Source organism: Desulfofarcimen acetoxidans DSM 771, from assembly GCF_000024205.1.
Lineage (GTDB): Bacteria > Bacillota > Desulfotomaculia > Desulfotomaculales > Desulfofarciminaceae > Desulfofarcimen > Desulfofarcimen acetoxidans.
In genome coordinates, this window is the sequence record NC_013216.1 from 2,298,804 (window position 1) to 2,317,354 (window position 18,551).

At 41.8% G+C, this 18,551-nt stretch carries 17 protein-coding genes; 14 read left to right on the forward strand and 3 right to left on the reverse strand.

Annotated elements, in window-relative coordinates; translation table 11 throughout:
- Positions 1-3 precede the first annotated feature (3 nt).
- The 10 genes from DTOX_RS10450 (at position 4) to DTOX_RS10495 (ending at position 12,732) form a co-directional block, all read left to right on the forward strand.
- Positions 4-405 carry a YlbF/YmcA family competence regulator gene (locus DTOX_RS10450; RefSeq protein ID WP_015757656.1) on the forward strand — a complete coding sequence of 134 codons (402 nt, stop codon included), beginning with the start codon at positions 4-6 and terminating at the stop codon, positions 403-405.
- Between the two features lie 247 nt (positions 406-652).
- Positions 653-3,346, forward strand: coding sequence for a DNA mismatch repair protein MutS (gene mutS, locus DTOX_RS10455; protein ID WP_015757657.1), 2,694 nt, complete (start codon positions 653-655; stop codon positions 3,344-3,346).
- 22 nt (positions 3,347-3,368) lie between these two features.
- On the forward strand, positions 3,369-5,039 hold the full coding sequence (locus DTOX_RS10460; protein ID WP_015757658.1) for a hydantoinase/oxoprolinase family protein: 1,671 nt from the start codon (positions 3,369-3,371) through the stop codon (positions 5,037-5,039).
- A complete protein-coding gene (locus tag DTOX_RS10465; RefSeq protein ID WP_015757659.1) occupies positions 5,036-6,379 on the forward strand; it encodes a histone deacetylase family protein in 1,344 nt (447 codons plus the stop codon). The genes DTOX_RS10460 and DTOX_RS10465 overlap by 4 nt, the downstream gene beginning before the upstream one ends.
- A gap of 25 nt (positions 6,380-6,404) precedes the next feature.
- Positions 6,405-8,324 carry a DNA mismatch repair endonuclease MutL gene (gene mutL, locus DTOX_RS10470; protein WP_015757660.1) on the forward strand — a complete coding sequence of 640 codons (1,920 nt, stop codon included), beginning with the start codon at positions 6,405-6,407 and terminating at the stop codon, positions 8,322-8,324.
- Positions 8,325-8,346: 22 nt separating this feature from the next.
- Positions 8,347-9,144, forward strand: a complete 798-nt coding sequence (locus DTOX_RS10475) for a class I SAM-dependent methyltransferase (RefSeq protein ID WP_157862913.1) — start codon at positions 8,347-8,349, stop codon at positions 9,142-9,144.
- Positions 9,137-10,117, forward strand: a complete 981-nt coding sequence (gene miaA, locus DTOX_RS10480) for a tRNA (adenosine(37)-N6)-dimethylallyltransferase MiaA (RefSeq protein WP_015757662.1) — start codon at positions 9,137-9,139, stop codon at positions 10,115-10,117. Before DTOX_RS10475 ends, miaA begins: the two co-directional genes overlap by 8 nt.
- A 51-nt stretch (positions 10,118-10,168) precedes the next feature.
- Complete coding sequence (gene hfq, locus DTOX_RS10485; RefSeq protein ID WP_015757663.1) at positions 10,169-10,411, forward strand: RNA chaperone Hfq; 243 nt, start codon at positions 10,169-10,171, stop codon at positions 10,409-10,411.
- A gap of 111 nt (positions 10,412-10,522) precedes the next feature.
- Positions 10,523-11,494 (forward strand): AAA family ATPase, encoded by a 972-nt coding sequence (locus DTOX_RS10490; RefSeq protein ID WP_042315689.1) that lies wholly within the window; start codon positions 10,523-10,525, stop codon positions 11,492-11,494.
- On the forward strand, positions 11,491-12,732 hold the full coding sequence (locus DTOX_RS10495) for a methionine gamma-lyase family protein (RefSeq protein WP_042317098.1): 1,242 nt from the start codon (positions 11,491-11,493) through the stop codon (positions 12,730-12,732). Before DTOX_RS10490 ends, DTOX_RS10495 begins: the two co-directional genes overlap by 4 nt.
- 4 nt (positions 12,733-12,736) lie before the next feature.
- Here the strand turns inward: DTOX_RS10495 and lexA are convergent, their stop codons facing one another.
- Positions 12,737-13,357: a transcriptional repressor LexA gene (gene lexA, locus DTOX_RS10500; protein WP_015757666.1), complete on the reverse strand. Its 621-nt coding sequence runs from the start codon at positions 13,355-13,357 to the stop codon at positions 12,737-12,739.
- Positions 13,358-13,513: 156 nt separating this feature from the next.
- On the opposite strand from lexA, the gene DTOX_RS10505 reads away from it, so the two are divergent.
- Together DTOX_RS10505 and DTOX_RS10510 are read left to right on the forward strand one after the other, a co-directional pair.
- Positions 13,514-14,359, forward strand: a complete 846-nt coding sequence (locus DTOX_RS10505) for a fumarate hydratase (protein ID WP_015757667.1) — start codon at positions 13,514-13,516, stop codon at positions 14,357-14,359.
- Between the two features lie 45 nt (positions 14,360-14,404).
- Positions 14,405-14,965, forward strand: a complete 561-nt coding sequence (locus tag DTOX_RS10510; RefSeq protein ID WP_015757668.1) for a Fe-S-containing hydro-lyase — start codon at positions 14,405-14,407, stop codon at positions 14,963-14,965.
- An 85-nt stretch (positions 14,966-15,050) separates the two neighbouring features.
- Here DTOX_RS10510 and DTOX_RS10515 read toward each other — a convergent pair whose 3' ends face one another.
- Positions 15,051-16,388, reverse strand: coding sequence for an acetyl-CoA hydrolase/transferase family protein (locus DTOX_RS10515; RefSeq protein ID WP_015757669.1), 1,338 nt, complete (start codon positions 16,386-16,388; stop codon positions 15,051-15,053).
- A gap of 520 nt (positions 16,389-16,908) precedes the next feature.
- Here DTOX_RS10515 and DTOX_RS10520 point away from each other — a divergent pair.
- Positions 16,909-17,145 (forward strand): hypothetical protein, encoded by a 237-nt coding sequence (locus DTOX_RS10520; RefSeq protein ID WP_015757670.1) that lies wholly within the window; start codon positions 16,909-16,911, stop codon positions 17,143-17,145.
- A 139-nt stretch (positions 17,146-17,284) separates the two neighbouring features.
- On the forward strand, positions 17,285-18,007 hold the full coding sequence (locus DTOX_RS21510; protein ID WP_015757671.1) for a class I SAM-dependent methyltransferase: 723 nt from the start codon (positions 17,285-17,287) through the stop codon (positions 18,005-18,007).
- A gap of 72 nt (positions 18,008-18,079) precedes the next feature.
- Here the strand turns inward: DTOX_RS21510 and DTOX_RS10530 are convergent, their stop codons facing one another.
- Positions 18,080-18,541, reverse strand: coding sequence for a ferritin family protein (locus DTOX_RS10530; RefSeq protein WP_015757672.1), 462 nt, complete (start codon positions 18,539-18,541; stop codon positions 18,080-18,082).
- Between the last annotated feature and the right edge of the window lie 10 nt (positions 18,542-18,551).

Genomic DNA, 18,551 nt, shown 5'->3' on the forward strand with positions numbered 1-18,551 from the left:
AGAATGTCAGCTATTTTGAATAAAGCCCGTGAATTAGGCAGGGAAATTGCTGAATCCGTTGAACTTTCAGCTATGAGAAATGCTCAGGATAATATGATGAGTGATCCTCTGGCGCAAAGTATCATCCAGGAGTTTGAAGAAAAACAGCAAGTATACCATATGCTTAGATCGCAGGGTCAGCAATTGACCGAAGAACAAAAGCAGGAAATAGAAGCTTTTGAAGAAAAAATGTTGAGTAATGATTTAATAGTGCAATATTTCAAGACACAGCAAGAATTTGAAAAAATTATTGAAGCGGTAAATAATATTATTTCTGAAGCTATTACCGGTGAAAGCCATGGTTGTGAGTGCGGTACCAGTTCTTGTTGTTCCAGCTGCGGTTCGGGTGGTCACGGTCACTGCTAATCAATAGTACAAGAAAATCGCTTTAAGCGACTTTCGATGCAGCCATAGGCACTTGTGCTCACCGGAAATTATTGCAGTTGCTGACTTTGCTTATGCAGCATAAATTTGTACTTCATTAAACAATGACTTATCCACAAATCATCATAAGCATAATCCCCTTGAGTACAAGGTAAAAACCCGGCGCTGCCGGGTTTTTTCTTTAGGTTTAAAATTTCATATGTTATAATGGTAAACGGGAGGGAGCAATGTGAATCATACACCGATGATCAAACAATACCTGCAGATTAAAGAGCGGCATACTGATGCTATTCTCTTTTTCCGGTTAGGCGATTTTTATGAGATGTTTTTTGAAGACGCCCACTGTGCCTCCCGTGAGCTGGATATAACCCTGACCGGTCGCGAAGGTGGCCGGGAAGAACGCATTCCCATGTGCGGTGTTCCCTATCACGCTGCGGAGGGCTACATAGCCCGCCTGGTGGAAAAAGGTTATAAAGTTGCCATATGTGAGCAGGTAGAAGACCCTAAGGCTGTGAAAGGCATTGTGCGCAGGGAGGTAGTCCGTGTAATCACGCCGGGCACTATATTGTCAGGCAGTTTTATAGAAGACAAAAGAAATAATTTTATTATCTCTGTCAGCCGGGAAAAAGAGCATTATGGACTGGCAGTTGTTGATCTGGGAACCGGTCTTTTTATGGTAACTGAATTTGCTATTGATGACACCGCTCTGGCGGAGGAAATATCTCGCCTGCAGCCCTCTGAAGCAGTTGTGGCGCGGGATAGCTTTAGTAAATCAGAATTAGGCATTATTTTCTCTGGAATCTTTAATATAACTATCAGCCAACAGCCACTTGATTTTTTCACCTTTACCCAGGCCTACAAGTCGCTGGTAGATAACATTGGAGAGGAAAAATTAACTGAAAACAAGCTGCTTGAGATGACTGCTGCCGTGTGTGCGGCAGGAGGTCTTTTAACATATCTTAAAGAAACGCAAAAAACAGCTTTGCAGCATTTGAATGCAATTACAGTATACAAACCCTCAAGGTTTATGGTTTTAGACGCCACTACCAGGAAAAATCTGGAGCTTACAAAATCGCTGAGAGAAGGTACTAAATGGGGTAGTTTGCTCTGGGTGCTCGATCGAACAGTAACGGCTATGGGCGGTAGATTGCTCAAAAACTGGCTGGAACAGCCTCTCTTATCTGCTGCTAAAATCAATCTAAGACTGGATGCTGTAGCTGAGCTGATAAAGGACGGCTTTATCAGGTATGATTTAAAAGAAATACTGTCTAAGCTCTACGATTTGGAGCGCTTGACCGGCAGGATCGCCTATGGTACAGCGGGGGCCCGTGATTTAAATGCCATAAAAGTCTCACTGGCAGTTCTGCCGCAAATCAAAGAGATACTTGCCAGAACCAGCTCCGTACTGTTAAGCAAGCTGAGTGAACAAATTGAGATACTGGACGAGCTTTATGATTTATTAGAAAGAGCTGTTATTGATAATCCTCCTGTTTCTGTACGTGAGGGAGGTATGATTAAGACCGGGTTTAATGAAAAAGTTGATTACCTGAGAAGTGCCGGTAAAGACGCAAAAAATTGGGTGGCGGAAATGGAAGCCCGAGAAAGAGAGCGTACAGGTATAAAGTCCCTTAAGGTAGGCTTTAACAAAGTCTTCGGCTACTATTTGGAAGTAACTAAAAGCAATATTCATCTGGTGCCGGAAGAGTATATCAGAAAACAGACTTTAGCCAATGCTGAAAGATATATTACGCCACAACTGAAAGAATATGAAAATATGATATTAGGGGCACGGGATAAGTTAAATGAACTGGAATACAGTATTTTTATCGATCTAAGAAATATTGTTGCTGATAAAATACCCGCCCTCCAGAAGTCCGCCCGGGCAGCTGCCAGGGCGGATGCGTTGATGGCACTGGCTGAAACTGCGGTGGAAGAAAGATATTTACGCCCGTCAATTAACTCTAACGGTTTAATCAAGATTAAAGAGGGACGCCACCCTGTGGTGGAACGTGTCCTAAAAACCGGAGAGTTTGTGCCAAATGATACGGATATTAATGAGCAGGACAGGCGCCTTGTTCTCTTGACCGGACCTAATATGGCAGGCAAAAGTACCTACATGAGACAGGTGGCCCTGATTGTTCTTTTAGCCCAGGTAGGCAGCTTTGTGCCGGCTGATTACGCTGAAATAGGCATTGTGGATAGGATTTTCACCAGGGTCGGGGCTGCTGATGATCTGGCCGGTGGGCAGAGCACCTTCATGGTGGAAATGAACGAGTGCAAAGTTATCGTAGAAAATGCTACGGCCCAAAGCCTGATCATCATGGATGAAGTAGGTCGCGGCACCAGTACTTATGACGGCATTAGTATTGCCAGGGCCTTAATTGAATATATCAACAGGGATCTGAAGGCCAAGACACTTTTTTCCACCCACTATCATGAGTTGACTGACCTGGATCAGTTGCATGGTGTAGTAAATCATACTGTCGCTGTGCAGGAAACCGGAGATGGAATCGTATTCCTGAGGAAGGTCATCCCAGGTAAAGCTGATCGCAGTTATGGCATACATGTGGCTAGGCTTGCCGGGATTCCCGAAAATATTTTGCTGAGGGCAGACGAGGTATTAAACAGCTTGGAAGCCTGTTCTCCAACCGGGCAGAGTCAGGCGGCAGCTTCTGTGGATTTAAGCGAGATATCAGCATTTGCGGAGCTGTCGGTTATAAAAGAAGAAAAAAAAGACGTCAGCTCTATAATGAGAGACAGTGAGGCTAACCGGCTTTCCTGCTCTCAAGAGCCAGTACCTTGGCTAAGGCCGAAAATGCTGGCGATTTTAGAGGAGCTGGAGGGTTTAGATATTTTAGCTATGAACCCCCTGCAAGCAATGAACAAACTCTTTGAATTGCAGGGGAAGCTAAAAGATTACTAATTGTTTCCGAGAGGTGCTTTATATGTTAATAGGTATAGATGTCGGTGGCACTTGTACCGATGCGGTGCTCTTGCATGAGGGAAGAGTTTTGGCCAAAGCAAAGATTCCTACTGCTGAGGATTTACTTGATTCCTTAATGAAGGCACTGGATCAGATAATGGCGGGAATTGAGCCAGATAAAATAGAGCGGGTTGTTTTCAGCACTACTAAAATAACTAATCTGATTGCCGAAAGAAAATATGACCCGGTAGCGGTGCTGCTATTGCCCGGGCCGGGGGTTAGTTGCTGGTTATACGATCTTCCTGCTGAAACGGTTATAGTAAATGGAGCAATAGACTACCGGGGAAGGGAAATTATAAAATTAGACCTGCAACAGGCAGTAAAAAAGCTGGATAAACTAGCGGAAAAAGGCTACCGCAAGCTGGCAATAGTGGGCAAGTTTTCTAATCGCAATAACAGTCATGAGAGTGAAATCGAAGTTGTTTTAAAGGATAAATATCCTGATTGGCAGGTTGTTTTAGGTCACCGGGCAGGAGGCAGGCTAAACTTTCCCCGTCGCGCGGTTAATACTTTCTATACTTGTGCTACCAGGGACAAGTACCGTGAGTTTATCAATTCAGTCAGCCAGGCTTTAAAAAACCGGGGAGTAAAGGCTAAAGCCTATATTTTAAAAGCCGACGGTGGTACCCTGTCACTGGAGGAATCGGAGAAAACACCTGTAGAAACTATTTTTTCCGGGCCTGCGGCCAGTACCCTGGGAGTTCAGGCTCTAATTCCCACCGGCAAAACAGCCATAGTAATGGACATTGGTGGAACTACCACTGATTTGGCCTTAATTTTGTCGGGTGAACCTTTGCTTTCGGCCAAAGGCGCAAAAGTAGAGCAATTGCTAACCCAGGTTCGCGGTTTAGCTGTCAAGTCTATTCCCGTGGGCGGAGATACAACTGTAGAAGCTGCCGGAGATAAGCTTACTCTTACCGGTAGAAGAGAGGGCGCACCCTACTGCCTGGGTGGACCGTCACCTACTCCTACTGATGCTTTGCTTGTATTGAATCTAATCAAGCTGGGTGACAGGGATTTAGCACTGGAAGCCATGAACAGGCTTGGCCTGAAGCTGACACCGGAACAAACAGCGGGCCTGGTAGTTGACGAAGTTGTAAAAACAATTACTGCAGAAATAAGAAAAATGTTCAGGGAATGGGAAGAAGAACCAGCCTACCGCATCTGGGAGATATTGCAGAAACAAGCAGTACGCCTCGATTTGGTGGCAGGGGTAGGGGGCGGAGCCGCCGGTCTGGTGGAGAGAGTTGCCGCGGAATTGAATTGCTTCAGTCTTCTCCCGCATCATGCGGAGGTAGCCAACGCCATAGGTGCGGCAGTTGCATGTCCTACAGTGTCCGCCAGTTTGCGGGCAGACACTGAACGACAGATATTTACTATAGATGAGGCAGGTTACCAGGGCAAGTTAAATAAACGCAACTTTAGCGAACAGGATGCCCTACAACTGGCCAGGGAATGGTTGGCCAGGCTGTCTGAAACGTCTTTGGCCGGGGAAACCCGTGTTGTGGAAATAACCCGCCAGGAAGTTTTTAATGTGGTACGGGGATGGCACACTGTAGGAAAAATTTATGATATAGTGGTGCAAACTAAGAGAGGTATTTTATCTCGGGTAGAACAGGAGGAAACGATATGACATCCAAAACCGGATTAATTTTTTTCCCGGCTTTTGACTGGGCTATTTCTCCCACTCACCCGGAAAGGGAAGAAAGACTCCTCTATACCAAGGATCAGCTGTTTGAAGAAGGTCTAATGGATTTACCGGAAATTGAGGAATTTGCTCCACGGCTGGCCTCTCATAAAGATATTGCCCGCACACATTTTTGCGTGCCAAAGGTGTCAGACCAGGTGCTGGAAGCTCACTTGATTGCCTCCGGTGCAGGTATACTGCTGGCTGAAAAGGTTTGGCAAAAGGAACTGAAAAACGCTTTTGCCCTGGTCAGGCCGCCAGGTCATCATTCCATGAGGGTTGTACACGGAAACCGCGGTTTTTGCAATATCAATAATGAAGCTATTGTGGTAGACTATTTGAGACATCATCACGGTCTTAAAAAAATAGCTATAGTTGATACAGACGTACACCATGGTGACGGCACACAGGAAATTTTTTATCATGATCCTGATGTCTTATGCATTTCTTTTCACCAGGATGGGCGAACCATTTACCCGGGAACCGGTTTTATCAATGAGCTGGGTGGACCTACAGCCTTTGCCCGAACATTAAATGTTCCTTTGCCGGTGGGTACTACTGACGAGGAATTGCATTATGTGCTGGATGAGTTTATCTTACCTGTTCTCAGGGACTTTCAGCCTGAGTTTATCATAAATTCGGCTGGCCAGGATAATCATTACACTGACCCTCTGGGCAGCATATGTATGACTGCCCAGGGTTACGCGCTGTTGAATGAAAAACTCAAACCTGATCTGGCGGTACTGGAAGGTGGCTATGCCATTGAGACGGCTTTGCCTTATGTAAATCTGGCCATAATTTTGGCCATGGCGGGACAGGATTATTCTTATGTTCGTGAGCCTCATGCATTAAATATAGAGCACAGCAAACAGCGTACAACTGAAATAAAAGCTACAGTAGCTAAGCTGCAGGAAATATGGCGGAACAGGGATCAAATCGATCTGGATAAAATTTTTGGCAAGAAACAATACTGGCAAAGAAAAAAATCGGTTTATTACGATACTGACGGCTTCAGCGAGAACCAAACAGAGGTAATCAAGCGCTGCGGTTATTGCTCCGGTTACTTAACCGTAGAATCAACGGCAGCCAGAGGTTCTCGAAAGAACAGCAAGGTCTTTTGTATATCGATTCCGATAACTGCTTGCCGGAGTTGCCAGGAAGAAGCCTATAAAAGCTATAGTGAAGCGCAGGGTAATAGTTACTATGACTATGTTTATATGCAGGATAAGGTAAGGGATGTATTTTTAATCTATAACAAGCAATCCAGGCAGGAATCCTCCTTGTAAGATTAACCGTGTCGGGGGTGAAATGTTGCCCAAAATCATTATATTAGATGAACTTACCGCCAATCAAATTGCCGCGGGTGAGGTTGTGGAAAGACCTGCCTCGGTGGTTAAAGAACTAGTGGAAAATTCCTTGGATGCAGGAGCCAGTGCTATTGAAATTAACATCTATGAGGGTGGTCTGAAAAGTATAACTGTAATTGACAACGGTTCCGGCATGTCTGAGGAAGATGCTGTTCTGGCTTTTTACCGTCATGCTACCAGTAAATTAGCCAGCGCAGAGGACCTGACCAATATAAATACAATGGGTTTCAGGGGAGAGGCTTTGCCCAGTATAGCTTCTATAGCCAGGGTTGAGTTAAAAACAAGAGCACAAGACAGTGTTTCCGGCATTAGACTTGAAATAAGCGGCGGTAAAACCCTGTCGGTCGGCAGTGCCGGTTGTCCGCCCGGTACGTCTGTAACTGTCAGTGACCTGTTTTATAATACCCCGGCCAGATTAAAACATATGCAAACAGCTTCAGCAGAAGCCGCCAGGATTAATGAACTGGTGAATCGCCTGGCTATGGCCAAACCGGAAGTCAGTTTTCGACTGCGTCATAACGGCAGGAATGTCTTTTACGCACCTGGCAGCGGCAGTCTATTAGATGCAGTGGCTGCAGTATACGGGATAAAAATTGCCCGTGAATTGATTCCACTGGAAGAAGAAAATGCTTTGCTGAAAATATACGGCTATACAAGCAGGCCCTCCGTGAACAGAGGAAACCGGAAGCAGCAAACCCTGTTTATAAACCATCGTTTGGTCAAGAGCAGTATCATTTTAAGAGCAATTGAAGAAGCCTACCGGACTATTTTGCCGCCTGGCAGGTACCCACTGACAATTTTGGCTTTAGCAATTAATCCGGGAAAGGTAGATGTAAATGTACATCCGGCCAAGCTTGAAGTAAGAGTTGAACAGGAAAATGAAATTGCCGAATTAATAAAGGAATCCATAAAAAGAGCTCTACAAGCTAATTCTCTTATACCCGAGCTAAAAATAACACCGGCTGTTAAACAAAAAACCTTAGTTGGTGAACCCTATCAAGAAAAGTTAAATTTTACTCCTGATAAAATTGCCGAAGCCAAGTTGAGAGATAATCCAACACAAGAGAATAATTCGCATTATAAAAGACCTGTTTTAGAAGAAAAGAAACTTGCATCCGAAGCAAAAGAAAATTTAGAGACTGGCAACCGGCTCGTACAAGTCAATAACCAAACCGGAAGAGCGGAGAGTAATAATATTCGTAATCCGGCAGCCGGGCAAGACCAGGCTCAAATAATCGTGAGGCAAAACACAACTGTTTCAGAAAAAGCGCCGGTAAACAAAAAGAATTCTTCTTTTCCTTCTCTGTGGCCACTGGCTCAATTGATGCCTACATACATTCTGGCCTCAGCTGATAAAGGCTTATTTATTATTGACCAGCATGCCGCTCACGAAAGGATTCTTTTCGAAAAGTATCAAAAACAATTCTCTGAAGGACAAGTTGTCAGCCAGATGCTGCTTATCCCGATAACTTTGGAACTGAACTTTCGGGAAGAAGAATTGATAATTAAACATATTATTTTATTAAAGGAAATAGGTTTTATCATAGAAGAATTCGGTAAGGGTACATTCTTACTGAGAGGTGTGCCAGGAAATGTTTCTCCCGGACAAGAGAAAGATCTTTTTTTCGATATACTTGATTTTTCAGAAGATTCCTTGACCGGCAGAGAAGTTCTGGTACAAAATATGGCCGCTGCCATGGCCTGTAAAGCTGCAGTCAAAGCCGGTGAGAAATTAACCCCATCGGCCATGCTGGCACTGCTGGAACAACTGGCGGAAACTGAAAGTCCTTATACCTGCCCGCATGGCAGGCCGACCTTGATACACTTGTCGTTGGAAGAACTGGCCGTAAAGTTTAAAAGATAATATACCGGAAGGTATTGATTTTGTGTTCTTAAATCATTGTGTGATCACAACCTCTCATAAAGGCGGCACCAACCAATTGCTGTTAGCCGAAAGATTCTGTAAAGAACTGGGTTATCCGCTGGTGCCCAGGGAAAAATTATCCTTGCCCGCCTTGATTGATAAGTATCAGGTTGCAGGGGTTATAGTAGCTGCTCCCGATAAAGTATTTTATTATACAGGGGAAGAAGAATTTTTTTTTCATCCCAATATGGCCGCAGTGCGTATAAAGGATATTAGATCTGGGAAAACTGACCAAATGGTCAAGGCTATGGATCTTAGGCCTGGAGATTCTGTGCTGGATTGTACACTGGGTTTCGGAGCTGATGCTATCGTATCTGCTTTTGTAACTGGCACCTCAGGCACTGTGCTTGGTTTGGAAGTATCTCCGGTTATTGCCGCTCTGGTACGTTATGGTATAAAAAATTACAATTTTAAAAGTAAATTGCTTTCTTCTACTATGAGAAATATTACAGTAATAAATGCCAGCCATTACGAATACTTATTGCAAACAGCGGCCAATAGCTTTGATATAGTATATTTTGATCCAATGTTCAGACAACCAAAGTATAAATCTTCAAATATGACACCTTTAAGAAAGTTAGCTGATTTATCTCCCTTGAATCGGGATGTTTTGGTAGAAGCTCTTAGAGTTGCCAGAAAAAGGGTTGTAGTCAAAGAAAGACGAGGCAGCTCTGAATTTGCCAGGCTTGGTATAGACAGAATAGAGGGAGGCAAATATGCTCCTGTAGTTTACGGAGTGAAGAATAAAGATAATGATTAATATATCTACTGGTCAAGGACCTGGTGGCAATAAAAACCCGATACCGTTAATTGTTATTGTCGGGCCTACCGCTGTTGGGAAAACTGAGTGCGGGGTATTGCTGGCTAAAACTATAAACGGTGAAATAGTCTCAGCTGATTCCATGCAGATTTATCGATATATGGATATAGGAACAGCTAAACCGACCATCGAAGAAATGTGTGGAATACCTCATTATATGCTGGATATTATTAATCCTGATGAAGAATATAGTGTGGCACTGTACCAGGAAGCAGCTGAAAATTATATAAGAGATATATTTAATAGAGGCAGCAGCCCGATTCTGGTAGGTGGAACAGGTTTGTATGTCCGTTCGATCACTGACCATTATAATTTCAGCCGTGCTGAAATAAATTGGGAATATAGGGCTAAGCTCAATCAGTCGGCAGATCTACGAGGAAATGAATATATACATAATCTCTTAAAAACTGTTGATCCATTGGCAGCAGAAAAAATACACTGTAATGACCGTAAACGTATAATTAGGGCATTGGAAGTTTTCGATCAGACAGGAAGGCCTATTTCCAGTTACCATGATAGGGACACATTTACTAAACCCAAATATAAATTGCACATTTTCGGTTTAATCATGGAGAGGTCTCAACTTTACAGGCGTATTGAAATACGTATAGATAAAATGATGGAACAGGGATTTTTGAAAGAGGTTCGAGGTTTGCTGGACAGGGGCTATTCTTCACAATTAACCTCTATGAAAAGTCTTGGTTATAAGGAACTTGGAGCTTATTTAAATGGCAATATGAGTCTTGAGGAAGCCGTGGAAATGCTAAAACGCAATACCAGGCGTTTCGCTAAGAGGCAGTTAACATGGTTTAAACGAGATAATAAAATTACATGGCTTGATATTAGCAGACAGCCGGCTATGGATGATATTGTTCAAGAAATTATTAAGATAGTTGCAGGAGTAAGCTGCTAAAGTGTCGAAAATAAAGTATAAAAGAAAATAATTCCAACGGAGGGACTCCTAATGACTAAGGCCCAAATTAATTTGCAAGACGCATTCCTCAATCAAGTAAGAAAAGAGAACATCCCGGTAATTATGTTTCTAATCAATGGTTTTCAATTAAAAGGGATGGTTAGGGGCTTTGATAACTTTACTGTTATCCTGGAAAGCGAAGGCAAACAGCTTATGGTTTATAAGCATGCTATTTCAACAATAAGTCCGCTTAGACCTGTTAATACTGCTTTTGCTGAGGGTAAAACCAACTAATAAAGTTTGCCTGATATTCAACAAAGTCTCTCTCAAAAGGAGAGGCTTTTTTGGTCAAATTATTGAACTCCGGGCGTATAATTTAATAACGCAGCTCGGAGAGGTGAACTGATTTTGAAAATAAACATATGGCGCAATCAGAATAATGAAAACAGTAAAAAAGAATTACCGATGACTAATAAAATCCATGTAATTAACCGTACAAGTAAATATAAAAACCAGGATTCATCTCAGAAAAATACTACTGCAGATGTACTGCGTGAACTAAATAGCCTAGTAGGTTTAAAATGTGTGAAAAAGTTGATTAATGAAGTGTATGCCTTTGTTGAAATTCAGAAAAGGAGACAAAAAGAACAGTTAGCTACGGAACCTTTATCACTGCATATGGTTTTTAAAGGTAATCCCGGTACAGGTAAGACAACGGTAGCACGCATTATAGGCAAACTTTTTAAAGAGCTGGGCGTATTGAGCAAAGGCCATTTAGTCGAGGTGGAAAGAGCAGATCTGGTTGGTGAATATATAGGGCATACCGCACAAAGAACAAAAGAGCAGATTAGGAAAGCTCTGGGGGGAATTTTATTTATAGATGAAGCTTACTCACTGGCGCGAGGCGGAGAAAAAGATTTTGGTAAAGAAACTATTGACACTCTGGTCAAAAGTATTGAAGATCAAAAGGATAAGATGATTTTAATTTTGGCCGGTTACAGGGAGGAGATGGAGTGGTTTACAGAAACCAATCCAGGCCTGCGATCTCGTATTCCTATCGTAATTAATTTTCCTGACTATAGTATTTCCGAACTCATGTCTATTGGTAACTTAATGTTGGAACAGCGGCAGTACCTATTCTCACCTGGTGCTACTGAAGAGATGAGAATAATATTAGAAAAAGAAGCAAAAACACATCGGCACAGCGGCAATGCCAGGTTGGTTCGCAATCTTGTGGAGCGCGCTATTCGGTGCCAGGCGGTAAGATTAGTTAAAATGCCTGATAAAGAGGTCGGAAGAAAAGAATTAATGTATATTAAAAGAGAAGATATAAAAATCGCAGAAAGCATCACTAAGGGGGCTAATAATTGTACATAGAGCTTGAGCAATTGGAAGAGCTGGCGCTGGAAGCAGAAAATGAGTTGTTGCCTGTGTACCGTGAATTGGATAAAACTTCGTGGATTAATCACAGCAAAGTTTTGGCTGCTTTTCAAGAAGAAAAGGTCAGCGATTTTCATTTAAAGAGTTCCTCAGGTTACGGTTATAACGATATGGGCCGGGAGATTTTAGAGAAGTTATATGCACGCATCTTTGGTGCTGAAGCAGCTTTAGTACGCAGTCAAATCGTCTCAGGTACTCATGCAATGGCCATTTGCCTATTTGGTATCCTGCGTCCTGGAGATGAGCTGGTTTCAGCAACCGGGACTCCTTATGATACACTTGAAGAAATTATAGGTATCAGGGGCAGCGGGGGCGGTTCTTTAAAAGAATTTGGCATCGCTTATCGCCAGGTTGAATTATTGCCGGATGGAAAACTGGATTATGAAAAATTGAAGGAAGCTGTTAGCTCACAAACTAAATGTATTATGCTGCAAAGGTCCAGAGGTTATTCGGAACGTCCTGCTTTAACGGTAGCACAAATAGGTGAATTATGCAGTTTTGTTAAGCAGAACTGGCCCTCCATAATTGTTTTTGTGGACAACTGCTACGGAGAGTTTGTAGAGACATTAGAACCTTGTGATGTAGGAGCTGATTTGGTTGCCGGTTCATTGATTAAAAATCCTGGTGGGGGGTTGGCTCCTACAGGTGGTTATATTGTGGGTCGCAGTGAGCTTGTTGAATTGGCCGCCAACCGTTGGACAGCCCCGGGCATCGGAGCTGAGGTCGGTCCTTCACCTGATTTTCAGCGACTATTATATCAAGGACTTTTTATTTCTCCCCATATTGTTAACGAATCACTTAAAGGAGCAGTGTTTACAGCCAAACTTTTTGAACGACTACGGTTTAGAGTTTTTCCTGCCGCTGAGGATTATAGGACAGATATTATTCAAGCCGTGGAACTAGGTTCGCCGGAAAAGGTAATTGCTTTTTGTCGGGGAATTCAAAAAGCTTCACCGGTAGATGCTCATGTTATTCCGGAACCGTGGGACATGCCTGGTTATGGTGATCAGGTAATTATGGCTGCCGGCACTTTTGTTCAGGGTGCTTCTTTAGAACTGACAGCTGACGCGCCGATTCGCCGGCCTTTCATAGTTTACCTGCAAGGAGGTTTATCCAGGCAATATGTAAAGTTGGGTGTGCTGTCCGCGGCCAAGTTTGTGCTTGGGTTAGGTTAATAAGTTAATAATATTTACGGATTACCCCAACAACCTTGCCCAGAATCTGAACCTCTTTCACGAGTATTGGCGATAATAGCTTATTTTCCGGTTGGAGGCGTATATATTCTTTTTCTTTAAAGAATCTTTTGACTGTTGCATTCTCTTCCAGTAAGGCAACAATAATGTCTCCGTTTTCAGCTGCAGGCTGTTGACGAACCAAAACCAAATCCCCTTCGAAAATACCGGCTTCGATCATGCTTTTGCCTTTAACTCTGAGCAGAAAAAAATTACCCGCACCTGTATAATCCAGAGGTAATTGCAAATTACCTTCCTGATTTTCAATGGCTAGGACAGGAGAACCGGCAGATACTTTTCCTATGATAGGTATATTTAGGATATTAAAATCTATACTCTCCTTTTCTGTCCTGTCCAGAACCTCAATAGCCCTGGGTTTTGTAGGATCCCGGCGAAGCAATCCTTTCATTTCCAGTTTTCTTAAGTAGCCGTGAACTGTTGAACTGGAGCTCAGACCAACAGCCACTCCGATTTCACGAACAGAAGGGGGATAACCTTTATGGCGGATTGTTTGCTTTATAACGTCTAAAATGGCTTCTTCTCTTTGGGTGGTAATAGGTTTGATCACACGACACCTGCCTTGGCATAGTATTATAATTTTTATTATAACATCTGTATTATAACATATTAAAATTTTTTTAAAAAACATTTGTTCGCAATTTATTACAGGAATTATTGAACTTCTTGTTGAATATTTGATATAAAAAATCAGAGGTGTCTTTCTATGATCAGAAATATTTCCGTTCAGGATGTAACAGCAAATGTAGCTGAGTTATGTATGGAGGCAAATTATCATCTGGGTAATGACGTGCGCTCAGCTTTGCAAAACGCCGTGGAAAAGGAAATTTCACCTGTGGGAAAAGGTATTCTGCAGCAACTTGTAACCAATGCTGACATTGCTTCCACAGAGGAAATGCCGATTTGCCAGGATACTGGTTTCACAGTGATCTTTCTTGAAATCGGGCAGGAGGTGCATTTATTCGGTGGCGACTTATATGAAGCTGTCGACGAGGGTATCAGGCAGGGTTATATGAAAGGCTATTTGAGGAAATCCATAGTCAATCATCCACTGGAGAGGGTGAATACAGGGGATAATACACCAGGTGTTATACATACTAAAATTGTTCCCGGCAACCAGTTAAAAATTACTGTCGTTCCAAAAGGTGGCGGCAGTGAAAATATGAGTGCTGTGAAAATGCTAAAGCCGTCAGAAGGAGTAAATGGGGTAAAGAAATTTATACTGGAGCAAGTAGCCACGGCTGGCCCTAATTCCTGTCCGCCTGTCATAGTAGGTGTGGGAATTGGGGGAACGCTTGAGAAGGTGGCTCTTTTAGCCAAGGAAGCGCTTTTAAGACCTGTTGGAGAAAAGAACAGTATAGGAGATATAGCAAAATTAGAGGAAGAACTTCTTATTGATATTAATAAACTGGGTATAGGGCCACAGGGCTTTGGCGGGGTTACAACCGCACTGGCAGTGCATATAGAAATATTTCCGGCACATATAGCCAGCTTGCCTGTAGCAGTTAACATAAACTGTCATGCCAGTAGACATAAAACAAGATTTCTTTAGCCGGTTTTTTCTTTAGAAAAAATTAATTAACATAAGGAGATTGTTATGCAAAAAATATTTACCCCGTTAAATAATAAAGCAGTAGAGCAGCTGAAAAGCGGCCAGCAAATACTGTTGAACGGAAAGCTTTATACGGGACGTGACGCAGCTCATAAAAAGTTGATGGAATTAATAGAGAAGGGTGAGATGTTGCCTTTTAACCTTTTGGGCCAAGTACTATATTATGTTGGTCCAGCCCCGGCTAAACCCGGGCAGGTTATAGGTTCTGCAGGTCCTACCACCAGTGGTCGCATGGACAGCTATACTCCTGAATTATTGTCCCGTGGTTTAAAGGGAACAATTGGTAAGGGTTATAGATCGGCTGAAGTAATAAAGGCTGGTATAGAATATAAAGCAGTATATTTTGCGGCTGTAGGTGGTGCTGGGGCACTAATTGCCAAATGTATAAAAAAATCCAGTGTAATTGCCTATCCGGAACTGGGACCGGAAGCAATTTACGAACTGGAAGTTGAAGACTTCCCGCTAATTGTGGTTAATGATATTTACGGGGGAGACTTATATACAGAGGGCAGGAATAGATATTCCTCTAATAAAATATGTAATTAGGGACTTGCTGCATACAGTATAAACCAAACAAACAACAAACCCGTATCACTAAAGAAAGTGGTACGGGTTTCCCATTAACCCAGAACTATTTTTTATTGCTCTTTCTCCAAATACCCATTTTCTCTGCATCTTTAGCAAGTTGCTCATGGAAATCCGGGTGGGCCAGAGAAATCAGTGCTTCAGCTCTTTCCCAGGTGGATTTTCCTTTTAAGTTAACAATACCGTTTTCAGTAACCACATATTGAACTACAGTACGAGGAGTGGTAACGATTGCACCTGAGGTTAATAAAGGGTTAATACGTGATTTTAAATTGCCTTGTTTATCCTTGTAACTGGCTGTGAAGCAGCAGAAAGCTTTACCGCCTTTAGAAAGGTAAGCACCTTCAAAGAAGTCAACCTGACCACCGGTACCACTGATTTGCCTGATACCGGCAGATTCTGAGCAAACCTGTCCGAAGAGATCAATTTCAATACAGTTGTTGATAGAGGTAACTTTATCATTTTGTGCGATAATATGAGGTACGTTGGTGTAATCAACCGGATAAGAAGCGCAAACCGGGTTATTATCCATAAAATCATATAAATTTTTTGAGCCCATGGCAAAAGTAAAGACCATTTTACCCTTATCGATATTTTTATTTAATCCGGTTACACGACCGGCCAGATACATGTCCATATAGGCATCAACAAACATTTCTGTGTGTACACCCAGATTTTTTAGATCTGATTGAGCAATTAACTTTCCTACTGCGTTAGGCATACCACCGATACCCAACTGAATGCAACAACCGTCTTCCAATTCATTAACAATCATTTTGGCGATTTTTTCATCGGTTTCACTGATTTTAGCTACCGGCAGAGCAGGGATAGCCCAATTGCTGCCTTCAACAACAAAATCAACTTCTGAAATATGAATACATTCTTCATTGCCACCCAGTACTCTTGGCATATTTTCATTGACTTCCACAATTATCTTACTGGCTTTATCCAGGCTGGCCCTGGTTCCAGCATTATTTAAACCGTAGTTAAAGTAACCGTGCTTGTCCATTGGAGTGACAGTAATCATAGTTACATCAACCTGTTGATTTTCCCGGTAGTACCTGGGCACCTCGCGGAAAAGGATAGGTGAAAAATAGCAGAGTCCTTGGTCATGGAGTTTTCTGTCTAAACCACTGAAATGCCAGTTTACATAAGTAAAATGTTCACCTGTAGGGTCCGCCTTGACAACTTCAATAGCTGCGGCTCTGGTAACAGCACGAACCTTCACGTCCTTTAATTCATCTTTCCTTTTCGCTAAAGCTTTGTCAAGGTCCTGTACTTGACCGGCAAACTCGCCATATTCTACCCAGTCACCTGATTTGATTACCTTTACTGCTTCATCTGCTGATACTAATTTTTGACGGTATAAATCAGTCCAACTCATTCTAAAAACCCCCTCAAAAGTGGTAAAACAATTATAAAATATGAATAAATTAAAACCTGTTAACACGAGAGAGCAACAGGCACCATGCCGGATCATCCCGGATGTTTCTAAAGGAATATACATGCAAAAATCCTACCAAAGATTAAGAAAAATCAGATAAGATATGTTAAACAGCGAAATGCAAGAAAATTTCTAAAAAGTTTATTTAGCCGCAGAAAAATGCTTGTACCTGGCTGTTATTATAAGTAGACATAATAAAACCATATTATTAAATTATATTAATAATCACAATAAATCGGGTCAGCGTAGCCGGTAGATACGGTGTGAACATTCATATACAGTGTTTGCTGTTTGCGTCGATTTATTTAGATACCTGCTTTTTATCGTTAAATGAGGTTGTTGCTCGGGCTAGAATAATTCCTTTCGCCACAAAGATAATACCATTAGCGGAATACTTGCTGATTTTTCCGGTAATTATACAGTAAAATATATTCAAAGCTTAAAATGAAGGTGATCTACCTTGAGTAAGCGCAGCCCTGTGTACAAACAACTAACAGGCGAACTTAATAAAGAGAAAAAAAGATGTATACTGGAGGAAAATAAGATTTGTGATGACTGTTGTGAATGTTTTGTTTGTGAATTAGATCCTACAAAAATATGCGACAATTGTGCCAAGTGTTTAGGTATAAACGAATTATATGAGTTTGACCAGGTTGATGATTTTATTTTTATTGAAGATGAGGATGAATGCATCTAATGAATCTCTAAGGATGATAAACCCTCCGGTTTGTTACCGGAAGGGAGTAATGAAATATGAGTTTTTAAAAGTTCCGATAATAAGTATTATGTAAACTAGCAATAGAAGAGGAGCAAAAACATACGGGATGTGATAGCTGGTGCCTAACATAAAAAGCAACCCAACCTTTGATGATATTGCAGCAAAATATGATTTATGGGCTAAGCTGCCTTTAGGCAAACTCTGTGCTAAACTTGAAAATGAGGCTTTTTTTAAGGCTTACGGTGATATTGCAGGATCGGATCCTGTTTTAGATATAGGTTGTGGAACAGGTAATTATATTATAAACCTGGCCGGTTGCGGTCTTGATGTTACCGGATTGGACGCATCCGAGAATATGCTGGCTGTAGCCAGACAAAAACTGACCAAACAAGGCTTTCAAGCCTCTCTAGTACATTCGCTGGCAGAAAACATACCGTTTAAGGAGCATAGCTTTAAGACTGTGATATGTTCTCTGGCCTTAGAGTTCATGGGAAGACCGGAAAAAGTTGTTCAGGAGATTTTTCGAGTCTTACAGCCTTCAGGCCAATTCATTCTGGCATTTCTTAATTTCTGGAGTCCCTGGAATATGTACAGAATGTTAAAAGGTTATGTTCAGCCCACTATATATAATAACGCCAATTTTATGAGCAGGTATTATGTAAACAAGGTGCTAAAAGAAGCTGGTTTTACAGACTTTTCTTATTATAAAGCTATTTATTTTCCCCCCATAGAAAAACATTTTATGCTTAATTCCATGTATAAGCATTTTGAAATTATCGGTGACAAGCTTTTCCCTTGCTTATCCACTTATATCGTCGTAAAATGCCATAAAATTAAATAATTACAATCAATCATAAATATATTTTGTCATAAAATTACCCCCTGCCGGGGGTTTTTGTATTATATAATATATCTAGTAAAGTTCTTCCAAATGATGGCGCAGTTCAATTAGATGCATTTTCTCCTCCTGTAAAAGTTGGCTGAGTATGTTTTTGGTTTTCTCGGAAGTAGCGTTATTGAACAGTTCCTGGTATAGCAGTATAGAATCCTTTTCTGCCTGTATTCCTATTGATAATGCTTCTTGAGGACTTTTTATGTTAACTTGGTCCTCTACATCATCTGGGAAAACATTAAACTGCAGCAAGGTTTTTAAATAAGCTGCTGATTTTTGTTCAATTCTTTCGCTTTTATCTGACTGCCTGACTAAGGATGCAAATAATTTACAGTGCTCTGTCTCTTCCAGAGCAAGCTTATGGAATATATCCTTAGCTTTTTGAGAATCCGCTTTTTCAGTCATGCTTCTGTAAAAACGGGCTCCTTTTTCTTCATTTAACATAGCCAAACGAGCAATGTCAGATACATTGAGTTGTTCCACGCATATCACC

Bases quoted from the DNA above. Each gene is read 5' to 3' on its own strand.
- DTOX_RS10465 (WP_015757659.1), top strand. From the start codon at position 5,036: ATGACATCCAAAACCGGATTAATTTTTTTCCCGGCTTTTGACTGGGCT.
- DTOX_RS10460 (WP_015757658.1), top strand. From the start codon at position 3,369: ATGTTAATAGGTATAGATGTCGGTGGCACTTGTACCGATGCGGTGCTC.
- DTOX_RS10510 (WP_015757668.1), top strand. From the start codon at position 14,405: ATGCAAAAAATATTTACCCCGTTAAATAATAAAGCAGTAGAGCAGCTG.
- hfq (WP_015757663.1), top strand. From the start codon at position 10,169: ATGACTAAGGCCCAAATTAATTTGCAAGACGCATTCCTCAATCAAGTA.
- miaA (WP_015757662.1), top strand. From the start codon at position 9,137: ATGATTAATATATCTACTGGTCAAGGACCTGGTGGCAATAAAAACCCG.
- DTOX_RS10515 (WP_015757669.1), bottom strand. From the start codon at position 16,388: ATGAGTTGGACTGATTTATACCGTCAAAAATTAGTATCAGCAGATGAA.
- DTOX_RS10505 (WP_015757667.1), top strand. From the start codon at position 13,514: ATGATCAGAAATATTTCCGTTCAGGATGTAACAGCAAATGTAGCTGAG.
- DTOX_RS10450 (WP_015757656.1), top strand. From the start codon at position 4: ATGTCAGCTATTTTGAATAAAGCCCGTGAATTAGGCAGGGAAATTGCT.